The following is a 21,589-nucleotide window of genomic DNA, read 5'->3' as shown; positions in this document are numbered from 1 at the left end:
GAGCCGGCCGGGCTCCGGTGGGCCGGCGGGGTGGCTAGTGCGGCGCCTCGGCTGCTGCGGCAGCCTTGGCCGCGGCGGGCACGGCGTCGAGGATGCGCGACACCACGTCGTCGTCGTGGGCCGCCGTGACGAACCACGCCTCGAACACCGACGGGGGCAGGTTGACCCCGGCGTCGAGCATGGCGTGGAAGAACGGCGGGTAGCGCCAGGACTGCTGGGCGCGGACGTCGTCGTAGTCGTTCGGTGCCGTCGGCGTGAAGGCGAACGAGAAGAGCGACCCGGCGCGCTGGACGCTGTGCTCGACGCCCTCGGCGGACAGGGCGGCCGAGACGCCGGCCGACAACTGGTCGGCGACGGTGTCGAGCCGGGCGTAGACCTCGGGCGTGGCGAGCCTGAGCGTGGCGATGCCGGCGGCGACGGCCACCGGGTTGCCGCTGAGCGTGCCCGCCTGGTAGACCGGCCCCAGTGGGGCGAGGAAGTCCATCACCTCGGCGCGACCGCCCAGGGCGGCGAGCGGCATGCCCCCGCCGATGACCTTGCCGAACGTGATGAGGTCGGGCTCCCAGCCAGCGCCGTCCGGGACGACCCGAGCGGCCTCGAGACCCCACCAGCCCGCGCGTCCCACGCGGAAGCCGGTGAGCACCTCGTCGACGATCAGCAGCGAGCCGTGGCGTCGCGTGATCTCGGACAGGCTGCGGTTGAAGCCCCGCTGCGGCGCGAGCACGCCCATGTTGGCGGCGGCGGCCTCGACGATGACGGCGGCGATGCGCGGGCCGTGCTCGTCGAAGGCCGCACGCACGGCGTCGAGGTCGTTGTAGGGAAGGACGAGCGTCTGGGCGGCGGTCTCGGCCGTGATGCCGGCCGAACCGGGCATCGACAGGGTCGCGACGCCCGAGCCGGCCTCCGCCAGCAGCGAGTCGGAGTGCCCGTGGTAGTGCCCGGCGAACTTCACGAGCAGGTCGCGACCGGTGTAGCCGCGGGCGAGGCGGATGGCCGTCATGGTCGCCTCGGTGCCGGTGGACACCATGCGCAGCTTGCCGATCGGTCGCTGGTCGCCGACGGCGACGCGTTCGCGGACCAGCTCGGCGAGTTCGGTCTCGGCGGGCGTCGACGCCCCGAACGACAGACCGCGCGCGGCCGCCTGCTGGACGGCCTCGAGCACCTCGGGGTGGGTGTGCCCGAGGATCGCCGGACCCCACGAGGCGACGAGGTCGACGTAGTCGCGTCCCTCGGCGTCGGTGACGTAGGCGCCCTTGGCACCCACGAGGAACCGTGGCGTCCCGCCGACGGAGCCGTACGCACGGACGGGCGAGTTGACGCCGCCCGGGATGGACCGCTTGGCCCGGGTGAAGTAGGTGTCGTTGCTCTGCTCGGTCATCAGAACCGCTCCTTCTGGAGGCGCGTGGCCAGTTCGGTGGCCCAGTACGTCAGGATCGCGTCCGCACCCGCCCGCTTGATCGACAGGACGCTCTCGTACGAGGCCGCGTCGAGGTCGATCCAGCCGTTCGCGGCGGCCGCGTGGATCATCGCGTACTCACCACTGATCTGGTACGCCCACACCGGGACGGTGCTCGTCGCGGCCGTCTCGGCGAGGACGTCGAGGTAGCTCATCGCCGGCTTGACCATGACGACGTCGGCACCCTCGGCGATGTCGAGGTCGACCTCGCGCAGGCCCTCGCGCCCGTTGGCGGCGTCCATCTGGTACGTGCGGCGGTCTCCGACCAGCGTCGACTGGACGGCCTCGCGGAAGGGGCCGTAGAAGGCCGACGCGTACTTGGCGGCGTAGGCGAGCAGTGCCGTGCCGCCGAAGCCGGCCGCGTCGAGGGCGTCGCGGACCGAGCCGATCTGACCGTCCATCATGCCGCTCATGCCGATCAGCTGGGACCCGGCCTCGGCCTGGACGACCGCCATCTCGTCGTAGCGGACCAGGGTGGCGTCGTTGTCGACCGAGCCGTCGGCGGCGAGGACGCCGCAGTGGCCGTGGTCGGTGAACTCGTCGAGGCAGAGGTCGGTCTGCACGACCAGCGCGCCCTGGGCGGCGTCGACGGCCACGCGGGTGGCCACGTTGAGGATGCCCTCGGGGTCGGTCGCGCCCGACCCGACGGCGTCCTTCTCGAGGGGCACCCCGAAGAGCATGACGCCGCCCACACCGGCCTCCGCTGCCTGCTCGACGGCCCGGGGCAGGCTCGACAGGCTGTGGTGGACGACGCCCGGCATGGACGAGATCGGGGTGGGCTCGTCGATGCCCTCGCGGACGAACATCGGCAGGACGAGGTCGGCGGGGTGCAGGCGCGTCTCGGCGGTCAGACGACGCAGGGCGGGGGTGGCGCGGAGGCGGCGGGGCCGCACTCGGGGGAATTCGGACATCAGTCCTTCTCGGTGGGGGGCGTTCCGGCGGACGGGCCGTCGAGGGCGTGGTCCACCACGGCCTCGACGAGGGCGGCCGCCGATCGGGTCTCGGCGATCAGGTGCACGGGCAGCCCCGCGGCACGGGCGTCGAAGGCGGTGCGCGGGCCGATGCACGCGACGAGGGTCTGCGGGGGCAGGGGCGCCAGCTGGGCGGCGATCTGGCGGGCGACGCTGCCCGAGGTCACGAGGAGGACGCCGATCGAGCCGTCGGCGACGCCGTCGCGCACCTCGGCCGAGACGGGAACGCCCACCGTGCGGTACGCCGAGACGAACTCGGCGTCGAACCCGCGGGCCGACAGTCCGGCGACGAGTGTCGGCTCGGCGAGGTCGGACTGCGGGACGAGCACGCGACCGGTGACCTCGTCGGCCGGCCACTCCTTCACGAGTCCGCGGGCCGAGTTGTCGCCCTCGGGGACGAAGTCGACGCGGATGCCCGCCAGGCTCAGGGCGGCGGCGGTGGTCTCGCCGACCGCGGCGACCCGGGTCGAGGCAGGGGGCCGGATGCCGTTGCCGACCAGGACGTCGACCGTGGTGGCACTCGTGACGACGAGCCACTCGTAGACGCCGGACTCGAGGCGGGCCAGGGCCGCGGCGAGCAGCTCGGGCGTCTCGGCCGGGGCGAAGTTGATGAGGGGGGCGATCACCGGGGCGGCACCGCGCGACCGGAGCGAGGCCGCGACCCCGTCGCCCCACTTGCCACCGCGCGGCACCAGGACGCGCACGCCCTTGAGCGGCTTGTCGGCGGTCACGTGGCGCTGCCCAGGGGGTCACCGCCGGCCGGTCCGCCGCCCAACGGGGCGAACTCGGCCGCACCGGAGTCGAGCAGCTCGTCGACGACACGGCCGGCGACCTCGTGGACGTCGGCGAGGCGCGCGACGAGGGGACCGTCGTCGAGGGAGACGGCGTGCGACGAGCTGAGGCGACGGCCGCCGTCGGGGCTGTAGACGGTCGCGCTGAGCAGCAGCAACCCGGCGTCGACGACGGCACTGGCACCGACGGGTGCCGCGCAACCGGCCTCGAGCCCGGCCAGCACGGCCCGCTCGGCCGTCACCACGAGGCGGGTTTCTTCGTCCTCGATGGCGGCCAGTCCGCGGGCGAGTGCTTCGTCGGGGTCGCCTTCGCGGACCTCGACGGCGAGCGAGCCCTGGCCGGGCGCACTGGGCCAGAAGCCGAGCCCCAGCAGTTCGGTCGCGGCGTCGAGGCGTCCCAGGCGGCCGAGACCCGCCGCGCTGAGCAGGACGGCGTCGAGGTCGACGCCGACGCGACCGAGCCGCGTGTCGACGTTGCCGCGGATGTCGACGACCTCGAGGTCGGGACGTCGCGAGAGCAGCTGGGCAGCACGACGCGGCGATCCCGTGCCGACGCGGGCACCCTGGGGCAGTCCTTCGAGGGTCAGCCCGTCGCGCGCGCAGAGGGCGTCGCGGGCATCCGCCCGACCGGGCGTCGCCCCGATGACGAGACCGGGGTGCGTGGCGGTGGGGAGGTCTTTGAGCGAGTGCACGAGGGCGTCGCACTCGTCCGCGAGGAGCGCCTCGCGCAGGGCGCTGGCGAACACGCCGGTGCCCCCGAGCGACGCCAGCGACTCGCCGGTGCCCTGCGAGCGGTCCCCCTCGGTCTTGATGCGGACGAGTTCGACGTCGTGGCCGGTCGCGGCCGCGATGCGGTCGGCGACGGTGGTCGACTGGGCGACGGCCAGCGCGCTGCCCCGAGTTCCGATGCGGATGGTCGCCACGGGGTCAGGGGACCAGGCCGGACAAGGCGGGCTTGAAGCCCAGTCGCACGTTCTCGCAGCAGCCGGGACGGCAGACGTCGTACCAGGGCCCGAGGTCGGTCACGTGGGGGCGGTCCTCGGCGGGGACGCCGTCACGACGCTCGAGCACGAGGTCGACGAGCCCGGTGACGTAGTTCGGGTCGATGCCCGGCGTCGGGGTGCGCGTCGCCCAGAAACCGTTCTTCTCGCTGGTCTCCATCGCCTCGTTGTCGAGGTCCCACATGACCTCCATGTGGTCGCTGACGAACCCGAGCGGCACGATGACGACGGCGCGGGTCGGACCGCCGGCCAGGTCGTCGATGGCGTCGTTGATGTCGGGCTCGAGCCACGGCATCGAGGGCGGGCCGCTGCGCGACTGGTAGACGAGCTGCCAGGGGACGGTGGTGCCGCCCCCTTCGGGCAGGTCGAGGTCGAGGGCGGCCTCGGCCGCGGCCATGACGACCTCGGCGACGGCCTTGTGCTGGGCGGCGTAGGCGCCGTCGGCGTCGAAGCCGCGCGCCTGGGGGCCGCTCTTGGCCGCGTCGGTCGACGGGATCGAGTGCGTCGCGAAGAGCACCTGGACCTCGGTCGCGAGGTCGAGCCCCTCGTTCTCGGCGCGAGCCGCGACGAGCGCGTCGCGCACGCCGTCGATGAACGGCTGGACGAAACCGGGGTGGTCGAAGAACTGGCGGACCTTGTCGATCTGCATGGTGCCCTCGAGGCCGGTGGCGTCGAGCGCCATGGCGAAGTCCTCGCGGTACTGGCGGCACGAGCTGTAGGACGAGTAGGCGCTGGTCGCGACCGCGATGAGCTTGCGGAACCCGCGCTCGTCGGCCTCGCGCACGGCGTCGGCCATGTAGGGCTGCCAGTTGCGGTTGCCCCAGATGACCGGCAGGTCGATGCCGCGACGCTCGAGCTCGGCCTCGAGGGCGGCCTTGAGCTCGCGGTTGTGCTCGTTGATCGGGCTGACGCCGCCGAAGTGGCGGTAGTGCGTCGCGACCTCTTCGAGCCGCTCTTCGGGGATGCCCCGCCCGCGCGTGACGTTGCGCAGGAACGGGATGACGTCGTCCTGCCCCTCGGGCCCGCCGAAGCCGGCCAGCAGGATGGCGTCGTAGTCGGTCGGCTCGGAGACGTGCTCGGGGCCGGAGGCCGCGGCGGGGGTGGCGTTGCGGACGAGCTGCCCGTTGGTGATGTTGCTGGTGTCGGTCACGACAAGACCTCGATGATGTCGGTGGTGGGGATGCGTCGGCCCGTGAAGAACGGGATCTCTTCGCGGACGTGGCGGCGGGCCTCGGTGTAGCGCAGGTCGCGCATGAGGTCGACCAGTTGGACGAGCTCGGGAGCCTCGAGGGCGAGGATCCACTCGTAGTCGCCGAGCGAGAAGCTGGCGACGGTGTTCGTCAGCACCGCGCGGTGCTCGGAGCCCTGCTTGCCGTGCTCGGCGAGCATCTGACGGCGCTCGGCCTCGGGCAGCAGGTACCACTCGTAGCTGCGCACGAACGGGTACACCGTCAACCAGGTCTCGGGTGCCTTGCCCCGCATGAAGGCCGGGCTGTGGTTGCGCGAGAACTCGGCCTCGCGGTGCATGCCCATGGCGTTCCAGGTGGGCAGCAGGCCGCCCAGCACGTCGGTGCGCAACAGCTGCCGGTAGGCCGACTGGACGGCCTCGGGCACCTCGCCGTGCAGCCAGATCATGATGTCGGCGTCGGCCCGCAGGGCGCTGACGTCGTAGAAGCCACGGACGGTCACGCCGAGACCCGCCAGGGCGTCGACGACCGCGTCGAGCTGCGGGACGTCGTCGAGCTCGGGGGCGTAGGGGTTCTGCGGGTCGCGTCGCAGCACGGCCCAGAGCGTGTAGCCGAGGCGTTCGACGGGTGGCGGTGTGCTCGCCGCGGCGTCGTCGGACTCGGTCTGGACGGGTGCGGCGGATGAATCGGACGTCGGCAGTACGGGCGCTGCCGCGTCGGCGCTGGAACTCATGCAGCCATTCTCCCTCTCGGCACGCTGGGAGCCCAACCAGGTTGCTCCCGGTCGAGCGAACGGCACCCGGTGCCCGCCGGCGGTCGAGCCGACCGGCGAGCCGGGCGAGCGGTCAGCGGCGCTTGACGACCGCGACGACGACGCCCGCGACGGCCAGCGCACCCGCCCCGGCGGCGGCGAGCCACGGGGTCTTGTCGCGGTCGAACGAGGCCTTGGCGCGGTGCCCGGCGATGCCCAACTGCTTGGGCACGTTCAGCTTGTCCTCGAGTTCGTTGAGGGTCGCGGCGAGCTCGGCGCGCGTGCGGTCGATGTGGGCCTGGATGTCGCTGCTGTCGCTCACGGTGCTCCTGTCGGGAACGGGAAGGGTGGGGGTGTCGAGGAGGCGCGTCAGCGCTCGTCGAGGCGGGCGCCGGGGATCGACCCCACGCCCTTGACGGCCTTGAGGTCGGCCTTGAGGCTCGCGATGGTCTTCTCGGGGACCGCCGGGAGCCCCTTCTTGATCGCCTTGTACCCGAGGAACGCGAGCAGGGCGGCGACGAGCAACAGCACGCCGGCGACGATGAGGGCCGACGCCCAGCCGGGAAGCCAGATGGCGAGCAGCAGGACGATGCCGGTCAGGAGGACGCCGAGCATCGCGAAGACGAAGACCAGGGCCCCGACCAGGAAGCCGGCACCGATGCCGAAGGCCTTGAGCGTGCCGATGACCTCGTACTTGAGCAGGGCCAACTCGCCCTTGACCAGGTCGGTGACCAGCGTCGGGACGTCCTGCACCAGGGCGAAGAGCGACCGCGGCCTGGTCTTGTGCCGCACCTTGTCGCTGCGCGTCGAGTCGGTCATTTCTTTCGGCCGCCGCCGAAGGCCTTGGAGATGCCCCGGGTGATGCCGGTGACGACGGCGTCCACGCCGTCGGCCGTCTTGGCACCGGCGAAGTCCTGGCCCTTGGCGACCTGGCGCTGCACGGCCCGGCTGTTCCAGACCTTGGACGCCCTCTCGGTGATCTGCTCGTACCGGTCGTGGCCGGCGCGGGCGCCCAGCACGAATCCGACAGCGGCTCCGGCGACGAAGATCAGTTTGCCTCGCACGGGGGACTCCATTCGTGGTCGTACGCGCGACGGCATGTGCCGCACACGTCCCTCCAATGTAGCCCGAGGCGGGTGCCCGACGCCCGCGCCGGACCGAAGCGGCCCGACCCCGGGGCCTCAGTCGCGGGACGGGGGCGCCGACAGCGCCGCCACGAGGGTGGCGGCCTGACGACGCGAGTGGGCGATGATCGCGGCCAGCCCCCGTCCCGCCACCGCGCCTCCTGCCTGGACGACCTCGACCACGGGCTCGGTGACGACCGCCGCCTCGGCCCGGCGCGGGGCGTCCCAGGTGGCCCGGCCGAAGCCGACCAGGTGGCGCGCGGCGAGGTCGACGCCGAGCAGGGTCGAGGCGTCGGCGAGCGCCGCGTCGCGCACCTCGGCGTCGGGTGTGTCGCGGTCGACGACGGGCGAGTCGAAGCTGAGCCGGAGCACGTGGCGTCCCCCGGCGAGCTCGGCCAGCCAGCTCCACTTGACGGTCGCGTGGGTGAGGGCCTTGGCCCGGAGTCCGGTCGAGCCGGGGGCGACGAGGACGCCCGTGCCCCGGGGCGCCGCGTCGAGCTCCGACCGGTCGACGACGAGGGTCGCGAGGGTGATCGCTCCGGGCGGCACCGAGGAGGCGCGGGTCGTCAGGGCCACCGCGTCGTGGTCCCCGACGGCCAGCACGACCTGTCTCGCCCGGACGTGCTCACCGCCCGCGGTCTCGACGCCGGTCTCGTCGATCGAGCGGACGCGGGTGCCGAGGCGGACGTCGACGCCGTGCCGCTGGAGGTCGGCGACGATCGGGTCGACCAGCCGGGCGAGGCCGCCGCGGATTCCCGCCACCGCCGAGCCGGCCGGGGCGAGGGCGCGCAGTCCGAGCACGGCGGCGGCGAGGCTGCCTTCGCGCTGGAGGGCCGAGCGCAGCCCGGGGGCCACGCGGTCGACGGCGAGCAGGTCGGGGTGGAGCGAGTGGACGCCCGAGACGATGGGACTGACGAGCCGGTCGACGACCTCGTCACCCATGCGCGCCCGGACGAGACCCCCCAGGGTGGTTTCTTCGGCCCCGATCTCGGCGGGCAGGTCGGCGTCCGCGAGCGCGCGGGTCACGCCGGCCTCGCCGACGACGGCTCGCACGTCGGCGGCGGACGGGTCGCCGGGGATGCCGAGCAGCCCCGTTCGCGGGATGGGGAAGGACTCGCCGTCGGCTTCGTGCAGCCAGGCCCCGCGGGGATCGGGCAGGACGATGTCGTCGCCGAGGCCGAGTTCGGTGGCGAAACCGGCGACCGTGCCGCCCCGGGTCGCGAAGCTCTCGGCCCCGGCGTCGAGTGCGATGCCGGCGACCACGTGTCGCGAGACCTCGCCGCCCAGTCGGTCGGATGCCTCGAACAGCACGACGCCCAACCCGGCGGCGGCCAGGTCACGGGCGAGCACGATGCCGCCCATGCCGCCGCCCACCACGGCGACGTCGACGACGCCGCTCGGGGTGACGACGGGCGGGGTCACAGCGTGTGCGCGAGCTCGACGATGCGGGTGAGCACGTCGGGGTCGGTGTCGGGGCTGACGCCGTGGCCGAGGTTGAGCACGTGCGCCGGGGCCGCCCGACCACGCTCGACCACGTCGCGGACGTGCGCCTCGAGCACGGCCCACGGCGCCTGGAGCATGGCGGGGTCGATGTTGCCCTGCACCGGGGTGGAGCCACCGAGGCGACGCGAGGCCTCGTCGAGCGGGATGCGCCAGTCGACCCCGACGGCGTCGGTGCCGACGTCGCGCATGGCGGCCAGCACCTCGCCGCTGCCCACTCCGAAGTGGATGCGGGGCACGTCGAGGTCGGCGACGTGCGAGAGGGCACGGGCCGAGTGGCGGGCGACGTGCGCGGTGTAGTCGGCCAGCGAGAGCGACCCGACCCACGAGTCGAACAACTGGGCGGCGCTCGCCCCCGCGAGCACCTGCGCCCGCAGGAAGGCACCGGTCACGTCCGCGGCCCAGGTGAGCAGGGCGTCCCAGGTCTCGGGATCGCCGTGCATGAGGGCACGGGCGCGGATGTGGTCCTTCGACGGCCCGCCCTCGACGAGGTAGGCGGCGAGGGTGAAGGGGGCGCCGGCGAACCCGATCAGCGGCGTGCTGCCCAGCTGCGCGACGGTCTGGGCGACGCCCGCGGCGATCGGGGCCAGCGCCTCCGGGTCGATCGGCCGCAGGGCCGCGACGTCGGCCGCCGTGCGGATCGGCGTCTCGAGCACCGGACCACGACCCGGGACGATGTCGACCGAGACGCCGGCCAGCTTGATCGGCACGACGATGTCGCTGAAGAAGATGCCCGCGTCGACGCCGTGACGGCGGACCGGCTGCAGCGTGATCTCGCTCGCCAGGTCGGGCGTGAGGCAGGCGTCGAGCATGGCGGTGCCGACGCGCAGCTCGCGGTACTCGGGAAGCGAGCGCCCCGCCTGGCGCATGAACCACACCGGCAGCGTCTCGGGCCGGTCGCCGCGCAGGGCACGGACCAGCGGTGAACGCGTCGTGAGGCCGGCGGCCAGCGGGTGCTGCTCGGGCAGGGCGGAGGTCTGGGTCACGTGGTCGATTGTCCCATCGCCCGCTGGACGTCGCGTCGAGGCGACCCGCGGCCGGCCCCGCCACGGCGGGACCGTCCCGGTCGGATCGCCTCGAACGCGCGAGCGGACGAGGAGGCGCGGGTCAGGAGACCGCGACGACCATCTTCCCGACGTTGTCGCCGCGCATCAGCCCGGTGAAGGCGTCGAACGCGTTGTCGACGCCCTCGACGACGGTCTCGTCGTACACGACGTCGCCGGCGGAGAGCCAGGGGCCCATCTCGGCCTGGAACGCGGGTGCGAGGTGGCGGTAGTCGCCCAACGTGAAGCCCTTCATCGTCAGACCGCGGGTGACCATGTTGGTCATGCCCGTGATGCCGACCGGGGCGCCCGTGGAGTTGTAGTTCGCGATCGAGCCGCAGAGTGCGGCACGACCGCCGGTGCGGAACGAGGCGAGGGCGGCCGACAGGTGGTCGCCGCCGACGTTGTCGAAGTAGAGGTCGATGCCGTCGGGAGCGGCCTCGGCGAGCAGCTCGGAGACGTCACCGTCCTTGTAGTTGAACGCGGCGTCGAAGCCGTACTTCGAGGTCAACAGCTCGACCTTCTCGGCCGAACCGGCGCTGCCGATCACGCGCGAGGCTCCCTTGAGGCGGGCGATCTGGCCGACCATGGTGCCGACGGCCCCGGCGGCACCCGACACGAAGACGACGTCGCCCTCGCGGATGCCGGCGATCTCGGTGAGGCCGACGTACGCCGTCAGGCCGGTGAGGCCGAGCACGCCCAGGTACGCCGACAGGGGGACGCCGTCGACGGGCTGCACGGCACGGAACGTGGCCGCGCCTCCCTGGGCCACGTCGCGCCAGCCCTGCTCGTGCAGCACGACGGTGCCGACCGGCAGGTCGTCCGAACGCGACTCGACGACGCGGCCGACGGCCCCGCCGGTCATGGTCTCGCCGAGGGCGAAGGGCGGGACGTACGACTTCACGTCGTTCATGCGACCGCGCATGTAGGGGTCGACCGACAGGAACTCGTTCTGCACGCGGACCTCGCCGTCGCCGAGCTCGGGCAGGGTCACCTCGACGCGGGCGACGTCGTCGGGGGTGGGCTCGCCGTGCGGGCGGGCGACGAGCTGCCACTGGATGCTGGTGGTCGAGGTCATGGTGTCTCCTTGGTTCGATGCGGTGCGGGCCGGCGGCCGGAATGCGGCCCCGGGCTCCGTTGTTGCAAGCTGCAACCGTCGTGTGGCATTCCCGGCCACTCGACGTCGAGTCAACGCCCAGCCGAAAACGCCGATCAGAGTTAGGATCACTCAGTGCTCATCTGCCTCACGGCGTCCCACCAGAACGCCAGCTTCGACCTCCTCGAGAGGCTGAGCATCGGCGCACCCTCGGCGGCGGGCACCCTGGTCGACGGCAGCGACTTCGTCAGCGGCGCGGTCGTGCTCGCGACCTGCAACCGGTTCGAGGCCTACCTCGACGTCGACGAGCCCCTCACCGCCGGCAGCGCCCTGGCCGTCGAGGCCACGATCGAGACCATGAGCACCGCCAGCGGCGTCGAGCCCGACGACCTGCGCGACAGCGTCCGGGTCATCACGGGCGACGAGGTCGTCGAGCACCTGTTCGCCGTCAGCTCGGGCCTCGAGTCCGTCGTCGTCGGCGAGGACGAGATCTCGGGCCAGGTGCGCCGTTCGCTCGAGCGCGCCCGCCACGACGGCACCACCTCGCGCGACCTCGAGCGCCTCTTCCAGAAGGCGTCGCAGACCTCCCGGGGCATCAAGAACCAGACCAACGTCGGAGGCGCGGGCCGGTCACTCGTGCGCCTCGCGCTCGAGCTGGCGTCCTCACGGGTGACCGACTGGTCCGAGGCGCGCGTCCTCATCGTGGGCACCGGCCAGTACGCGGCCACCACCGTCGCGGCTCTCCGCGACCGTGGCGCCGACCAGCTCGCCGTCTACTCGGGTTCGGGCCGCGCCGAGTGGTTCGGCCTCAAGCACGCCGCGACGCCGTACGACGACCTCGCCACCGCCGTCGCCTGGAGCGACGTGCTGATCACCTGCACCTCGACCACCGAGCCGGTCGTCACCCGCGACGTCGTCCTCCCCGGCGGCCGCCGCCTCGTGATCGACCTCGGGCTGCCCCGCAACGTCGACCCGCTCGTCGCCGGCGTCGAGGGCGTCGAGCTGCTCGACCTCGAGACCATCAGCCTGCACGCGCCGCTGCCCCAGCTCAGCGCGGCCGACGACGCCCGCGCCCTCGTCTCGTCCGCGGCCGCCGAGTTCCAGGCCGTCGCCGCCGAACAGTCGCTCACGCCGTCCGTCGTCGCGCTGCGCAAGCACGTCTTCGACCTGCTCGACGCCGAGATCGAGCGCGCGCGGTCGCGCGGGGACTCGTCCGACCGCACCGAATCGGCCCTGCGACACCTCGCCGGCGTGCTGCTGCACACCCCCTCCGTCCGGGCGCGCGAGCTGGCCCGAGAGGGCCGGGGCGACGAGTTCCGCGACGGCCTCGAGGCGCTCTTCGGCGTGACCGACGGGCGCCGCGCCTCCTCGTCGTCGCCGTTGCGCGCGGTCGACGACGAGCGTCAGGCCTCGGCGGGCTGATCGCCCCCGGACGCCGGCGCACCGGGCCGACGTCGTCGTGCCCGAGGATGGCCTGATGGACACCATCGTCGTCAGCGCACTCGCCCTCGTCCGTGACCGTCGGATGCTGATGGTGACCGCCCGCGGCCGTGACGTGCTGTACCTGCCCGGCGGCAAGCTCGAGGCCGGCGAGACCGCGGCCGAGGCGCTGGTCCGGGAGTCGCGCGAAGAGGTCGGCGTCGAACTCGACCCGACGACCGTGGCCGAGCTCTTCACCGTCGTGACGCAGGCGCACGGCGAGCCCGAGGGTCGGCAGGTCGCCATGACGGTCTTCGCGGCCGAGCTCTCGGCGACGAGCCCCGAGCCGGCGCCCGCCGCCGAGGTCGGCGCGGTCCACTGGGTCACCTCGGCCGACGCGGGCCGGTGCCCGCCGGCCGGTGTCGCGACGCTCGAGCGCCTCCGGGGGCTCGACCTGGTCGACTGAGTCGGCGCGGGGGCAAGGCCGGGCCGCGGCTCGGTGCGGCGCTCGGCTCGGCGCGGCAGCCGGCTCGATGCGGCACCCGGCTCAGTGCACGTACTCGAGGGCGTCGGTGCCCACGGCCCGCAGGGCCTCGAGCGCCCGGAGGCGGTGGGCGAGCGTCAGGTCGTCGAACGTGACGATCACGCAGTACGCGACGCTGCGGCGCGGCCCGCGGAGCACCCCGAGCTCGGAGCGCACGCCCGGGTCGCCACCGGTCGTATGGACGATCTGCAGGTCGTGGTCGAGCCGCCGGTGCCCGAGCGGATCGAGACCGAACGGCGCCGCGACGAGCGACGTGTCGGCGCCCAGCGACAGCCAGCCAAGCACCCGGTTCGACACGGCCCGGTCGACGACTTCGCCGCGGGCGAGGGACACCATGAGGCCGCCGAGTTCGTGAGCCGTGCCCACGGCGAGCGCAGGCGCGTCGTCGGGGCCGCGGGACGACCGGGTGACGTCGAGGAGGGCCGTCTTCGTGAGACCGAGCGACTCACCTCGCGCCCGCACGGCGGCCAGGCCCACCCGGCCGATGAGCGCGTCGATCGCCGCCCCGTCGCGGAAGGCCCCGACGAGCGTCGCCGCGTCGGTCACCGGGAGGCTCGTCCGGCGGAGGTAGGGCCAGAGGCCACCGGGCCCCTGGTCGCCGGGGTCGCCCGGCCGGTCGAGTTCGTCGAGGGGGCGGAGCGTGCCGTCCTCGATGCGGGCCGAGACCTCGACCAGGAGCAGGACGGAACCGAGCTGGCCCACCGGCAGCGCCACGTGCTCGTCGACGCTCAGCAGGTCGGCCCCCGCGTCGAGGTCCCTGACCGAGGCCGAGACCTGCCCACCCGCGAGCGCCAGGTCGCCCAGGGCGGCGAAGGACGTCGAGAACGACTCGAGCGCGCGCCCGCCACCGTGGCGCGGCTCGTGGTCGGCGCCGTCGCCGTTCTCCCGTCGGGCCCGACGGCCGGGCACCTGACCTACCAAATGGTGACGCGCTCCTCGGCCGGCAGCCACAGCGCGTCGCTCTCGGTGACGCCGAACGTCTCGTAGAACTCGTCGATGTTGCGCACGATCTGGTTGCACCGGAACTCGTTCGGCGAGTGCGGGTCGATCGAGACGAGACGGATCGCCTCTTCGTCGCGCAGCTTGATCTGCCAGGCCTGGGCCCAGCTCAGGAAGAACCGCTCGGCGCCGGTCAGGCCGTCGATCACGGGCGGCTCGCTGCCGTCGAGCGAGATGAGGTAGGCCTTCCAGGCGATCGAGAGCCCGCCGAGGTCGCCGATGTTCTCGCCGATGGTGAGGGCGCCGTTGACGTGGTGGTCGGGCACCTGCTTCGGGGCGAGGGCGTCGTACTGCGCGATGAGCGACGAGGTCAGCTCCTCGAACGCCTCGCGGTCGGCGGGGGTCCACCAGTCGGTCAGCTTGCCGTCGCCGTCGTACTTCGAGCCCTGGTCGTCGAAGCCGTGGCCGATCTCGTGGCCGATGACGGCGCCGATGGCTCCGTAGTTGGCGGCGGCGTCGCGCGTCTCGTCGAAGAACGGGAACTGCAGGATCGCCGCGGGGAACACGATCTCGTTCATGCCCGGGTTGTAGTACGCGTTGATGGTCTGCGGCGTCATGAACCACTCGTCGCGGTCGAGCGGCTGGCCGATCTTGCCCAGCTCGCGGTCGAAGCCGAAGGCGGCGGTGGCCCGCACGTTGCCGACGAGGTCGGCGGGGTCGATCGACAAGGCCGAGTAGTCGCGCCATTTCTCGGGGAAACCGATCTTGGGCGTGAACTTCTCGAGCTTGTCGAGGGCCCGGGCTCGGGTCTCGTCGGTCATCCACTCGAGGCCCGTGATGCTCTGTCGGTAGGCCTCGACCAGGTGCCCGACGAGGACGTCCATCGCGGTCTTGGCCTCGGGCGCGAAGTGCCGCTCGACGTAGATGCGGCCGACGGCCTCGCCGAGGGCGCCCTCGACCAACGAGACTCCGCGCTTCCAGCGGGCGCGCTGCACGGGGGTGCCGGTGAGGGTGCGACCGTAGAAGCCGAAGTTCGCCTCGACGAAGGGCGTCGACAGGTAGGCGGCCATGGAGCGGACGATCTGCCAGCGCAGCCAGTCGCTCCAGGCGTCGAGGCGGTCGTCGGTCAGCAGCGAGGCCAGTCCGGTCACGAACGACGGCTCGCGCACGACGAGCTCGTCGAAGACGCCGGCCGGGCCGCCCACGGCGTCCCGCCAGGCCGTGAGGTCGACACCCTCGGCGAGCGCGTCGAACTCGGCCCAGGGCAGCAGGTTGTAGGTCTTGTCGCTGTCGCGGGTGGCGACGTTGCTCCAGTGGTGCGTGGCGAGGGCGGTCTCGAGCCCGACCACGCGGTCGGCGCGGGCCGAGGCGTCGTCGAGGCCGGCGAGCCCGAGCATCTGCTCGACGAACGCCCGGTAGGCGGTCCGCACCGACTCGAACTTCTCGTCGCGGTAGTAGGACTCGTCGGGCAGGCCGAGGCCGCCCTGCTCGACGAAGACGACGTACCGCTCGGGGTCGCCCGGGTCGTTGTCGACGAAGAGCTGGACGAAGCTCGGCATGCCCTGCTTCTCGAGCGAGCCCAGGAGGCGCGTGAACGAGGTCACGTCGGTGACCGTCTCGACCTCGGCCAGGAGCGGTTCGAGGGGTGCGGCGCCGAGCGCCTCGATGCGCTCCTCGTCGGTGAAGCTGGTGAAGAGGTCGCCGACCTTGCGGGCCTCGGTGCCGGGTTCGGCGGACTGGGACTCGACCACGATCTCGCGGACGGCCTTCTCGGCCTCCTCGGCGAGCAGGTAGAAGGAGCCGTAGCGCGCCTTGTCGTCGGGGATCTCGGTGCGGTCGATCCACGCGCCGTTGACGTGCCGGAAGAGGTCGTCCTGCGGGCGGACCGCCGGGTCGAGTTCGTCGGTCTGTATTCCGCTGCTCAGTGCGTCGCTGGTCATGCCCGTCAGCCTAGGTGAGGCCCCCGACGGCGGGCCGGGCCGGACCCGCTGCGGCCCGGGCTGACGAGGCCGTCCCAGGAAACACGGAGGAAACGGCACCCCCAGTACAGTTCTCGACATGGCACTCCCCTGGGCACTGCACGGCGACGGCAAGACGGTCGACCCGACCGAGATCGTGGCCCCGGAGGAGCGGCTCAGCTGGCCGCGCACCATCGGCCTCGGCGGCCAGCACGTCGTCGCGATGTTCGGCGCGACCTTCCTCGTGCCGATCATCACCGGGTTCCCGCCGAGTACGACGCTGTTCTTCTCCGGCATCGGCACCCTGCTCTTCCTCATCATGACGAAGAACCGCCTGCCCAGCTACCTGGGCTCGTCGTTCGCCTTCCTCGCCCCGATCGCGGCCGCCACCGACGTGGGCGGCATCCCCCTCGCGCTCAGCGGCATCATCGTCGTCGGCGCCCTGCTCGCGGTGATCGGCCTGGTCGTGAACCTCGCGGGCACCCGCTGGATCGACGCCCTGCTGCCCCCGGTGGTCAGCGGCTCGATCGTCGCCCTCATCGGCTTCAACCTGGCCCCGGCCGCCCGCGACAACTTCGCGCTCTCGCCGGGCATCGCCCTGATCACGCTCGCCGCGGTCGTGCTGAGCGCCGTGCTCTTCAAGGGCCTGCTCGGCCGCCTGTCGATCTTCGTCGGCGTCGTCGTCGGCTACGTCGCCGCCGTGATCGCGGGCGCCGTCGACTACAGCGCCGTCGCGGCCGCGCCGTGGGTGGGCCTGCCGACCTTCACGGCCCCCGCCTTCGACCTCGGACAGCTGCCGATCTACCTCGGCTTCCTGCCCGTCGTGCTCGCCCTGATCGCCGAGAACGTCGGCCACGTCAAGGGCGTCGGCCAGCTCACGAAGCGCAACCTCGACCCGCTGACCGGCCGGGCACTCTTCGCCGACGGCCTCAGCACGGTGCTCGCCGGCCTCGGCGGCGGTTCGGCGACGACCACCTACGGCGAGAACATCGGCGTGATGAGCGCCACCCGCATCTTCTCGACGGCCGCGTACTGGGTCGCCGGCGTCGTGGCGATCCTGCTCGGGCTGTCGCCCAAGATCGGCGCCGTCATCTTCACCATCCCGCCGGGGGTGCTCGGCGGCGTCACGACGGCGCTCTACGGGCTCATCGGCGTGATCGGCATCCGCATCTGGGTCGAGAACAGGGTCGACTTCAGCCGCCCGAAGAACCAGCTGACCGCCGGCGTCGCGCTCATCATGGGCATCGCCGACTTCACCCTGGCGCTCGGGGGCGCGAGCTTCGGCGGCATCATCCTCGGCACGGTCGCGGCCATCGTCGTCTACCACCTCATGTCGGCCGTGGGTCGGGCCCGGGGCACCGACTGACGGTGGGACGCCGCCGCGGCGAGCCGTCCCCGGTGACGGCCTCGCGCCTCCGTTCGCCCTGGGACCGACGCATCGTCGCCCTCGCGGCGCCGGCGCTCGGCGCGCTGATCGCCGAACCGCTCTTCCTGCTGACCGACACCGCGATGGTCGGGCACCTGGGCACGGTGCCCCTCGCCGGGCTCGGCATCGCGAGCGTCGTGCTGCAGACCGCCCTCGGCCTGCTGATCTTCCTGGCCTACGCCACGACGCCGACCGTGGCCCGACGGCTCGGCGCGGGTGACCGGCCCGGAGCGATCCGCGCCGGCGTCGACGGGCTCTGGTTCGCGCTGCTGGTCGGGGTGGTGCTTGCCGGGGTCGGGGCACTCGTCGCCCGCCCCCTCGTCGGCCTGTTCGGCACCGACCCGGCCGTCGTCGACGCCGCGGCGACCTACCTGACCGTGTCGATGCTCGGCCTGCCCGGCATGCTGCTCGTGATCGCGGCGACCGGACTGCTGCGCGGCCTGCAGGACACCAGGACGCCACTGGTCGTGGCCACGGTCGGCTTCGCGGCGAACGCGGGCCTGAACGCGCTCTTCCTCTACGGCTTCGGCTGGGGCATCGCCGGCTCGGCGGCGGGGACCGTCGTCGCGCAGTGGGGCATGGCCGCCGTGTACGTGGTGATCGCCGTCCGTGCCGCTCGGGCCGTCGGGGCTCCGCTGCGTCCGGGGCTGGCCGGCGTCGGTCGCACGGCACGCTCCGGCGCGTGGCTGCTCGTGCGCAACGCGTCCCTGCGGATCGCGATGATCGCGACCGTCTGGGCCGCCGCCTCCTCGGGGGTGACCGGGCTCGCGACGATCCAGGTCGCACTCACCCTGTTCAGCACGCTGGCGTTCGCCCTCGACGCGCTGGCCATCGCCGGCCAGGCCCTCGTCGGCCACGCGCTCGGTCAGGGCGATCGCGAGGCGGTGCGCGCCGTCACCCGCCGGCTGATGCTGTTCGGGGTCGGCGGCGGTCTGCTGCTCGGCGTGCTGCTGGCCGCGGTCTCGCCGCTGCTCGCACCCGTCTTCAGCGGCGACGACGCGGTGCGCGACCTGCTGCCCCGGGTCGTGCTGGCGATGGCCGTGGGCATCCCGCTGGCCGGCTTCGTCTTCGTGCTCGACGGCGTGCTCCTCGGCGCCGGCGACGCCCGCTACCTCGCCCTCGCCGGCGTGGTCAACACGGTCGTCTACCTCGCGATCCTGATCCCGCTGGAGGCGCGGGTCGGGCCGGACGCGCGGGGCACGGTCGCCCTGTGGCTGGCCTTCGGCCTGGGGTACATCGGCATCCGCGCCGTGACGCTGGGCATCCGGGCGCGGTCGGACCGCTGGATGGTCGTCGGCGCCGGCTGAACCCGGGGGTCGTGGGTCGGCGTCGGCGAGGAGGCGTCGGGGGTCGGGCGTCAGCGCGCGGGCGGACCCGTGGTCGACCCCGGCCGGAAGACGCTCGTGAACGTCGTGCCCTCGACGGGGTCGCCGGCGAGGAGTGCGAGCACTGCGCGACCGGCCGCGCGGCCCTTCTCGACGGCGGGCTGGACGACCGTCGTGAGGTCGGCGGCGCGCGGGTCGTCGAGGCGCACGCCGTCGTAGCCGACGACGCTCAGGTCGCCCGGCACCGACAGCCCCAGGTCGTCCGCCGCCGCGATGACGCCCGACGCGAGCAGGTCGCTCTGGGCGACGATCGCCGTCGGCCGCTCGGCCTCGGGCACGTCGAGCAGGCGCAGGCCGGCGCGGTGCCCCTCGCTCGTCCAGCTGCCGCGGGTGGCCAGGCCGCCCACGCCCGGGAAGACCTCGCGGGTGCCGCGCAGCCGCTCGAGGGTCGGCCAGGAGGTGCCCCGGGCCACGCGCGCGTCGGTGAGCTCGTCGTCCCCGTCGCCGCTCGACCGGCCGGGGCCGAGCTCGAGCGCGACGACGGCGACCCGTCGGTGGCCGAGGTCGTGCAGGTGCTGCGCCAAGAGGCGGGACGAGCCCACGTTGTCCTCGGCGATGTCGAGCACGCCCTCGGTCGGCGGGGCCTCGATCGAGACCACCGGGATGCCGCGCCGACGCATGATCGACACGGACTGGTCGAGGCGGGTGCTGCAGCCGAACAGCACGACGGCGTCCACCGGGGCGTCCAGCAGGCGGGAGCGCTCGCCCGCGGTCTCGGTCAGCAGCAGCAGCGAGTTGTCGGCCGGCCCCGTGACGTCGGCGATGCCGTCGAGCATGGCCACGTTGATCGGGTCGCGGAAGGCCGTGCTGAGGGTGGACTCGAGGACGGCGCCGACGATGCCGGAACGCCCACGCCGCAGCGACCTCGCGCGGGGGTCGGGCCCGGCGTAGCCGAGTTCGTCGGCGGCGGCGAGCACCCGCGCGCGGGTCTCGTCCGAGACGGGGCCGGTCCCGCTGAAGGCCAAGGAGGCGGTGCTCGCGCTCACCCCGGCGACCCGCGCCACCGACGCAAGGGTCGGCCTCGCGGCGACGTCGCCCTCTGCCCGGCTCATGCTGCCGCAGCCTAGCCGACGGGGCCGGACGGCCTCCGGGTGAGCGGTGACGGTCGGTGCGGCGTCAGTCGACGGGTCGCACGGGCGGTTCGTCGACGCCCAGGGCCGTGACGTAGTCGGACGCGAGACCGGGCAGCTGTGTCCAGTCGCCGTAGTGCGCGGCGGCCTCCATCAGGTCGACGATCGCGCCGCGGACGGTCTCGCCGAGGGCGGGCCGCATGTCGTGCACCGCGACGGCCCTCGCGCTGCAGAGGATCTCGAGCGGCAGCAGCAGGTCGTCGCGCACGTGCTGACGGGCCGCCGGCGAGAGCACCTGCACGATCGCCCGGACGAGGTCGAGGAAGTGGGCGACGTCCGCGGGCAGGGCCAGCCCGTGGGCCGTGCAGGCCGGTCGGCGCACGGCGGGCTCGGGGACGTCCTCGAGCGACGTCGCCGTCGTCGACGCCACGGAGACCATGCGGACCAGGTCGCGCAGCAGCACCTCGTTGAACCGCCGGTGCCAGACGACGACGTGGGCACCGCTGAACGGGGCGCGCACCACGACCTTCATGCGCCTCAGCTCGAAGAGGGCGAGGTGCACCTCGCCGGGGGTGACCCGGTGCTCGCGCACGATGGTGTCGACGTCGAGGGAGTCGCCGGGCGCGTAGCGCGCCGTCGCCAGGTCGACGAGCAGCAGCTCGGCCGTGTCGTGGGTCGTCGTCCGCAGCGGCCGGGTCGTGGCGGGCATCGGGTGGGGCATCGTTCCTCCTGGAGGCGTCTCGGTGGCCGTCCTGCCGACCATCTGTCATGAATGTATTTCACATATGCATACTTGTCAACGAGGGGCCCATGCCGCGTTCGCGCCGCCCCGTAGGATCGTCGGGTGCGCCTCGTCATTGCCCGTTGCTCGGTCGACTACGCCGGTCGACTGTCCGCCCACCTGCCCCTGGCCACGCGCCTCCTGATGGTCAAGAGCGACGGCAGCCTGCTCGTCCACTCCGACGGCGGCAGCTACAAGCCCCTGAACTGGATGAGCCCGCCCTGCACCATCCGCACGGTCGAACCCGACGACGACCAACGCGAGGCCGGCGTCGTCGAGCTGTGGAAGGTGACCCAGGCCAAGACGGCCGACCTCCTGGTGGTGTCGATCCACGAGGTGCTGCACGACTCGTCCCACGAGATGGGCGTCGACCCGGGGTTGACCAAGGACGGCGTCGAGGCCGACCTGCAGAAGTTGCTGGCCGAACAGATCGAGCTGCTCGGCGAGGGCCACACCCTCGTCCGCCGCGAGTACATGACCGCCATCGGGCCGGTCGACATCCTGGCCCGCGACGCGAAGGGCGCCGCGGTGGCCGTCGAACTGAAGCGGCGAGGCGACATCGACGGGGTCGAGCAGCTCACGAGGTACCTCGAGCTGATGAACCGCGACCCACACCTCGCCCCCGTGACCGGGGTGTTCGCCGCGCAAGAGATCAAACCGCAGGCCCGCACGCTGGCCCACGACCGGGGCATCCGCACCCTCCTGCTCGACTACGACGCCATGCGCGGGCTGGACGACTCGCACTCCCGCCTCTTCTGACGCCGGCCCACGAGGGTGCGGGGCCGCGCAGGTGCGGGCCCACGCGGGCGCAGTGAGACGAACCCTTGTGATACTCACATTTCAGGGTTATATTTCTGCTACGACCCCCATCGACCGCAGGAGCAACCCGTGACCTCACCGATCTTCGACACCCTGGCCGCCGAACGCGAGGCGACCCCCGTCTTCCGGTCCCTCGCGAGCAGGCCCGACGCCCCCCAGCGCCCGTTCGACGCGACGCGACGGAGCCCGACCCCGCACGCGACCGCGACCGCGACCGCGAAGACGAGCACGACGAGTGCGGGTGCGAACGCGACGGCGATCCGGGACGCCGTGTCGGCCGTCGCGACCTGGCCGCTCCGAGCGGTCCCCTGCTGACCCCCGATCCGTA

Annotated in this window: 22 protein-coding genes; 6 read left to right on the top strand and 16 right to left on the bottom strand. The window is 73.1% G+C overall.

From position 1 onward, the window contains the following. Positions 1–34: 34 nt before the first annotated feature. From hemL to IFT79_RS15060, 12 genes are all read right to left on the bottom strand, one after another. Positions 35–1,378 carry a glutamate-1-semialdehyde 2,1-aminomutase gene (gene hemL, locus IFT79_RS15115; RefSeq protein WP_173153953.1) on the bottom strand — a complete coding sequence of 448 codons (1,344 nt, stop codon included), beginning with the start codon at positions 1,376–1,378 and terminating at the stop codon, positions 35–37. After that, on the bottom strand, positions 1,378–2,367 hold the full coding sequence (gene hemB, locus IFT79_RS15110) for a porphobilinogen synthase (RefSeq protein ID WP_192125099.1): 990 nt from the start codon (positions 2,365–2,367) through the stop codon (positions 1,378–1,380). Before hemB ends, hemL begins: the two co-directional genes overlap by 1 nt. Then, on the bottom strand, positions 2,367–3,158 hold the full coding sequence (locus tag IFT79_RS15105) for a uroporphyrinogen-III synthase (protein WP_043595220.1): 792 nt from the start codon (positions 3,156–3,158) through the stop codon (positions 2,367–2,369). The genes hemB and IFT79_RS15105 overlap by 1 nt, the downstream gene beginning before the upstream one ends. Continuing rightward, entirely contained in the window at positions 3,155–4,141 is a 987-nt protein-coding gene (hemC, locus tag IFT79_RS15100; protein ID WP_056044128.1) for a hydroxymethylbilane synthase, read from the bottom strand. The genes IFT79_RS15105 and hemC overlap by 4 nt, the downstream gene beginning before the upstream one ends. Positions 4,142–4,145: 4 nt before the next feature. Then, positions 4,146–5,369: a ferrochelatase gene (locus IFT79_RS15095; protein ID WP_082460099.1), complete on the bottom strand. Its 1,224-nt coding sequence runs from the start codon at positions 5,367–5,369 to the stop codon at positions 4,146–4,148. Further along, a complete protein-coding gene (hemQ, locus tag IFT79_RS16555; protein WP_082460100.1) occupies positions 5,366–6,139 on the bottom strand; it encodes a hydrogen peroxide-dependent heme synthase in 774 nt (257 codons plus the stop codon). The genes IFT79_RS15095 and hemQ overlap by 4 nt, the downstream gene beginning before the upstream one ends. A 112-nt stretch (positions 6,140–6,251) precedes the next feature. Beyond that, positions 6,252–6,479 (bottom strand): DUF3618 domain-containing protein, encoded by a 228-nt coding sequence (locus tag IFT79_RS15085; RefSeq protein WP_043595223.1) that lies wholly within the window; start codon positions 6,477–6,479, stop codon positions 6,252–6,254. Positions 6,480–6,526: 47 nt separating this feature from the next. Beyond that, positions 6,527–6,976, bottom strand: coding sequence for a phage holin family protein (locus IFT79_RS15080; RefSeq protein WP_054147459.1), 450 nt, complete (start codon positions 6,974–6,976; stop codon positions 6,527–6,529). Beyond that, positions 6,973–7,221: a hypothetical protein gene (locus IFT79_RS15075; protein ID WP_043595360.1), complete on the bottom strand. Its 249-nt coding sequence runs from the start codon at positions 7,219–7,221 to the stop codon at positions 6,973–6,975. The genes IFT79_RS15080 and IFT79_RS15075 overlap by 4 nt, the downstream gene beginning before the upstream one ends. Positions 7,222–7,338: 117 nt before the next feature. Further along, a complete protein-coding gene (locus IFT79_RS15070) occupies positions 7,339–8,703 on the bottom strand; it encodes a protoporphyrinogen/coproporphyrinogen oxidase (protein WP_342211860.1) in 1,365 nt (454 codons plus the stop codon). Then, entirely contained in the window at positions 8,700–9,767 is a 1,068-nt protein-coding gene (hemE, locus tag IFT79_RS15065; RefSeq protein ID WP_056044132.1) for a uroporphyrinogen decarboxylase, read from the bottom strand. Before hemE ends, IFT79_RS15070 begins: the two co-directional genes overlap by 4 nt. Positions 9,768–9,888: 121 nt before the next feature. Beyond that, a complete protein-coding gene (locus IFT79_RS15060) occupies positions 9,889–10,902 on the bottom strand; it encodes an NADP-dependent oxidoreductase (RefSeq protein ID WP_056044134.1) in 1,014 nt (337 codons plus the stop codon). Between the two features lie 153 nt (positions 10,903–11,055). Between IFT79_RS15060 and IFT79_RS15055 the strand changes: the two genes are divergently transcribed. Together IFT79_RS15055 and IFT79_RS15050 are read left to right on the top strand one after the other, a co-directional pair. Beyond that, positions 11,056–12,342, top strand: coding sequence for a glutamyl-tRNA reductase (locus tag IFT79_RS15055; protein ID WP_056044137.1), 1,287 nt, complete (start codon positions 11,056–11,058; stop codon positions 12,340–12,342). Positions 12,343–12,397: 55 nt separating this feature from the next. Continuing rightward, positions 12,398–12,805 carry an NUDIX hydrolase gene (locus IFT79_RS15050; RefSeq protein ID WP_056044139.1) on the top strand — a complete coding sequence of 136 codons (408 nt, stop codon included), beginning with the start codon at positions 12,398–12,400 and terminating at the stop codon, positions 12,803–12,805. An 81-nt stretch (positions 12,806–12,886) separates the two neighbouring features. Here IFT79_RS15050 and IFT79_RS15045 read toward each other — a convergent pair whose 3' ends face one another. Together IFT79_RS15045 and IFT79_RS15040 are read right to left on the bottom strand one after the other, a co-directional pair. Then, positions 12,887–13,792: a serine hydrolase gene (locus IFT79_RS15045; RefSeq protein ID WP_056044141.1), complete on the bottom strand. Its 906-nt coding sequence runs from the start codon at positions 13,790–13,792 to the stop codon at positions 12,887–12,889. A gap of 5 nt (positions 13,793–13,797) precedes the next feature. Next, a complete protein-coding gene (locus IFT79_RS15040) occupies positions 13,798–15,762 on the bottom strand; it encodes a M13 family metallopeptidase (RefSeq protein WP_056044144.1) in 1,965 nt (654 codons plus the stop codon). Between the two features lie 118 nt (positions 15,763–15,880). On the opposite strand from IFT79_RS15040, the gene IFT79_RS15035 reads away from it, so the two are divergent. Together IFT79_RS15035 and IFT79_RS15030 are read left to right on the top strand one after the other, a co-directional pair. Further along, positions 15,881–17,146 (top strand): uracil-xanthine permease family protein, encoded by a 1,266-nt coding sequence (locus IFT79_RS15035; RefSeq protein WP_192125097.1) that lies wholly within the window; start codon positions 15,881–15,883, stop codon positions 17,144–17,146. 32 nt (positions 17,147–17,178) lie between these two features. Then, positions 17,179–18,513, top strand: coding sequence for an MATE family efflux transporter (locus IFT79_RS15030; protein WP_192125153.1), 1,335 nt, complete (start codon positions 17,179–17,181; stop codon positions 18,511–18,513). A 50-nt stretch (positions 18,514–18,563) separates the two neighbouring features. Here IFT79_RS15030 and IFT79_RS15025 read toward each other — a convergent pair whose 3' ends face one another. Then, on the bottom strand, positions 18,564–19,643 hold the full coding sequence (locus IFT79_RS15025) for a LacI family DNA-binding transcriptional regulator (protein WP_056044147.1): 1,080 nt from the start codon (positions 19,641–19,643) through the stop codon (positions 18,564–18,566). Positions 19,644–19,707: 64 nt separating this feature from the next. Then, positions 19,708–20,370, bottom strand: a complete 663-nt coding sequence (locus IFT79_RS15020) for a hypothetical protein (RefSeq protein WP_159828314.1) — start codon at positions 20,368–20,370, stop codon at positions 19,708–19,710. 135 nt (positions 20,371–20,505) lie between these two features. Here IFT79_RS15020 and nucS point away from each other — a divergent pair, with 135 nt between their 5' ends. Continuing rightward, entirely contained in the window at positions 20,506–21,201 is a 696-nt protein-coding gene (nucS, locus tag IFT79_RS15015) for an endonuclease NucS (RefSeq protein WP_056044151.1), read from the top strand. Between the two features lie 129 nt (positions 21,202–21,330). Then, complete coding sequence (locus IFT79_RS15010; RefSeq protein ID WP_192125095.1) at positions 21,331–21,576, top strand: hypothetical protein; 246 nt, start codon at positions 21,331–21,333, stop codon at positions 21,574–21,576. Positions 21,577–21,589: the final 13 nt, after the last annotated feature.

The organism is Frigoribacterium sp. CFBP 8759, assembly GCF_014841655.1.
In the GTDB taxonomy this organism is placed as follows: domain Bacteria; phylum Actinomycetota; class Actinomycetes; order Actinomycetales; family Microbacteriaceae; genus Frigoribacterium.
This window is presented reverse-complemented; position numbering and strand designations above follow the sequence as displayed.

Bases quoted from the DNA above. Each gene is read 5' to 3' on its own strand.
- hemB (WP_192125099.1), bottom strand. From the start codon at position 2,367: ATGTCCGAATTCCCCCGAGTGCGGCCCCGCCGCCTCCGCGCCACCCCC.
- IFT79_RS15035 (WP_192125097.1), top strand. From the start codon at position 15,881: ATGGCACTCCCCTGGGCACTGCACGGCGACGGCAAGACGGTCGACCCG.
- hemL (WP_173153953.1), bottom strand. From the start codon at position 1,378: ATGACCGAGCAGAGCAACGACACCTACTTCACCCGGGCCAAGCGGTCC.
- IFT79_RS15050 (WP_056044139.1), top strand. From the start codon at position 12,398: ATGGACACCATCGTCGTCAGCGCACTCGCCCTCGTCCGTGACCGTCGG.
- IFT79_RS15040 (WP_056044144.1), bottom strand. From the start codon at position 15,762: ATGACCAGCGACGCACTGAGCAGCGGAATACAGACCGACGAACTCGAC.
- IFT79_RS15060 (WP_056044134.1), bottom strand. From the start codon at position 10,902: ATGACCTCGACCACCAGCATCCAGTGGCAGCTCGTCGCCCGCCCGCAC.
- IFT79_RS15020 (WP_159828314.1), bottom strand. From the start codon at position 20,370: ATGCCCGCCACGACCCGGCCGCTGCGGACGACGACCCACGACACGGCC.
- IFT79_RS15080 (WP_054147459.1), bottom strand. From the start codon at position 6,976: ATGACCGACTCGACGCGCAGCGACAAGGTGCGGCACAAGACCAGGCCG.
- IFT79_RS15025 (WP_056044147.1), bottom strand. From the start codon at position 19,643: ATGAGCCGGGCAGAGGGCGACGTCGCCGCGAGGCCGACCCTTGCGTCG.
- hemQ (WP_082460100.1), bottom strand. From the start codon at position 6,139: ATGAGTTCCAGCGCCGACGCGGCAGCGCCCGTACTGCCGACGTCCGAT.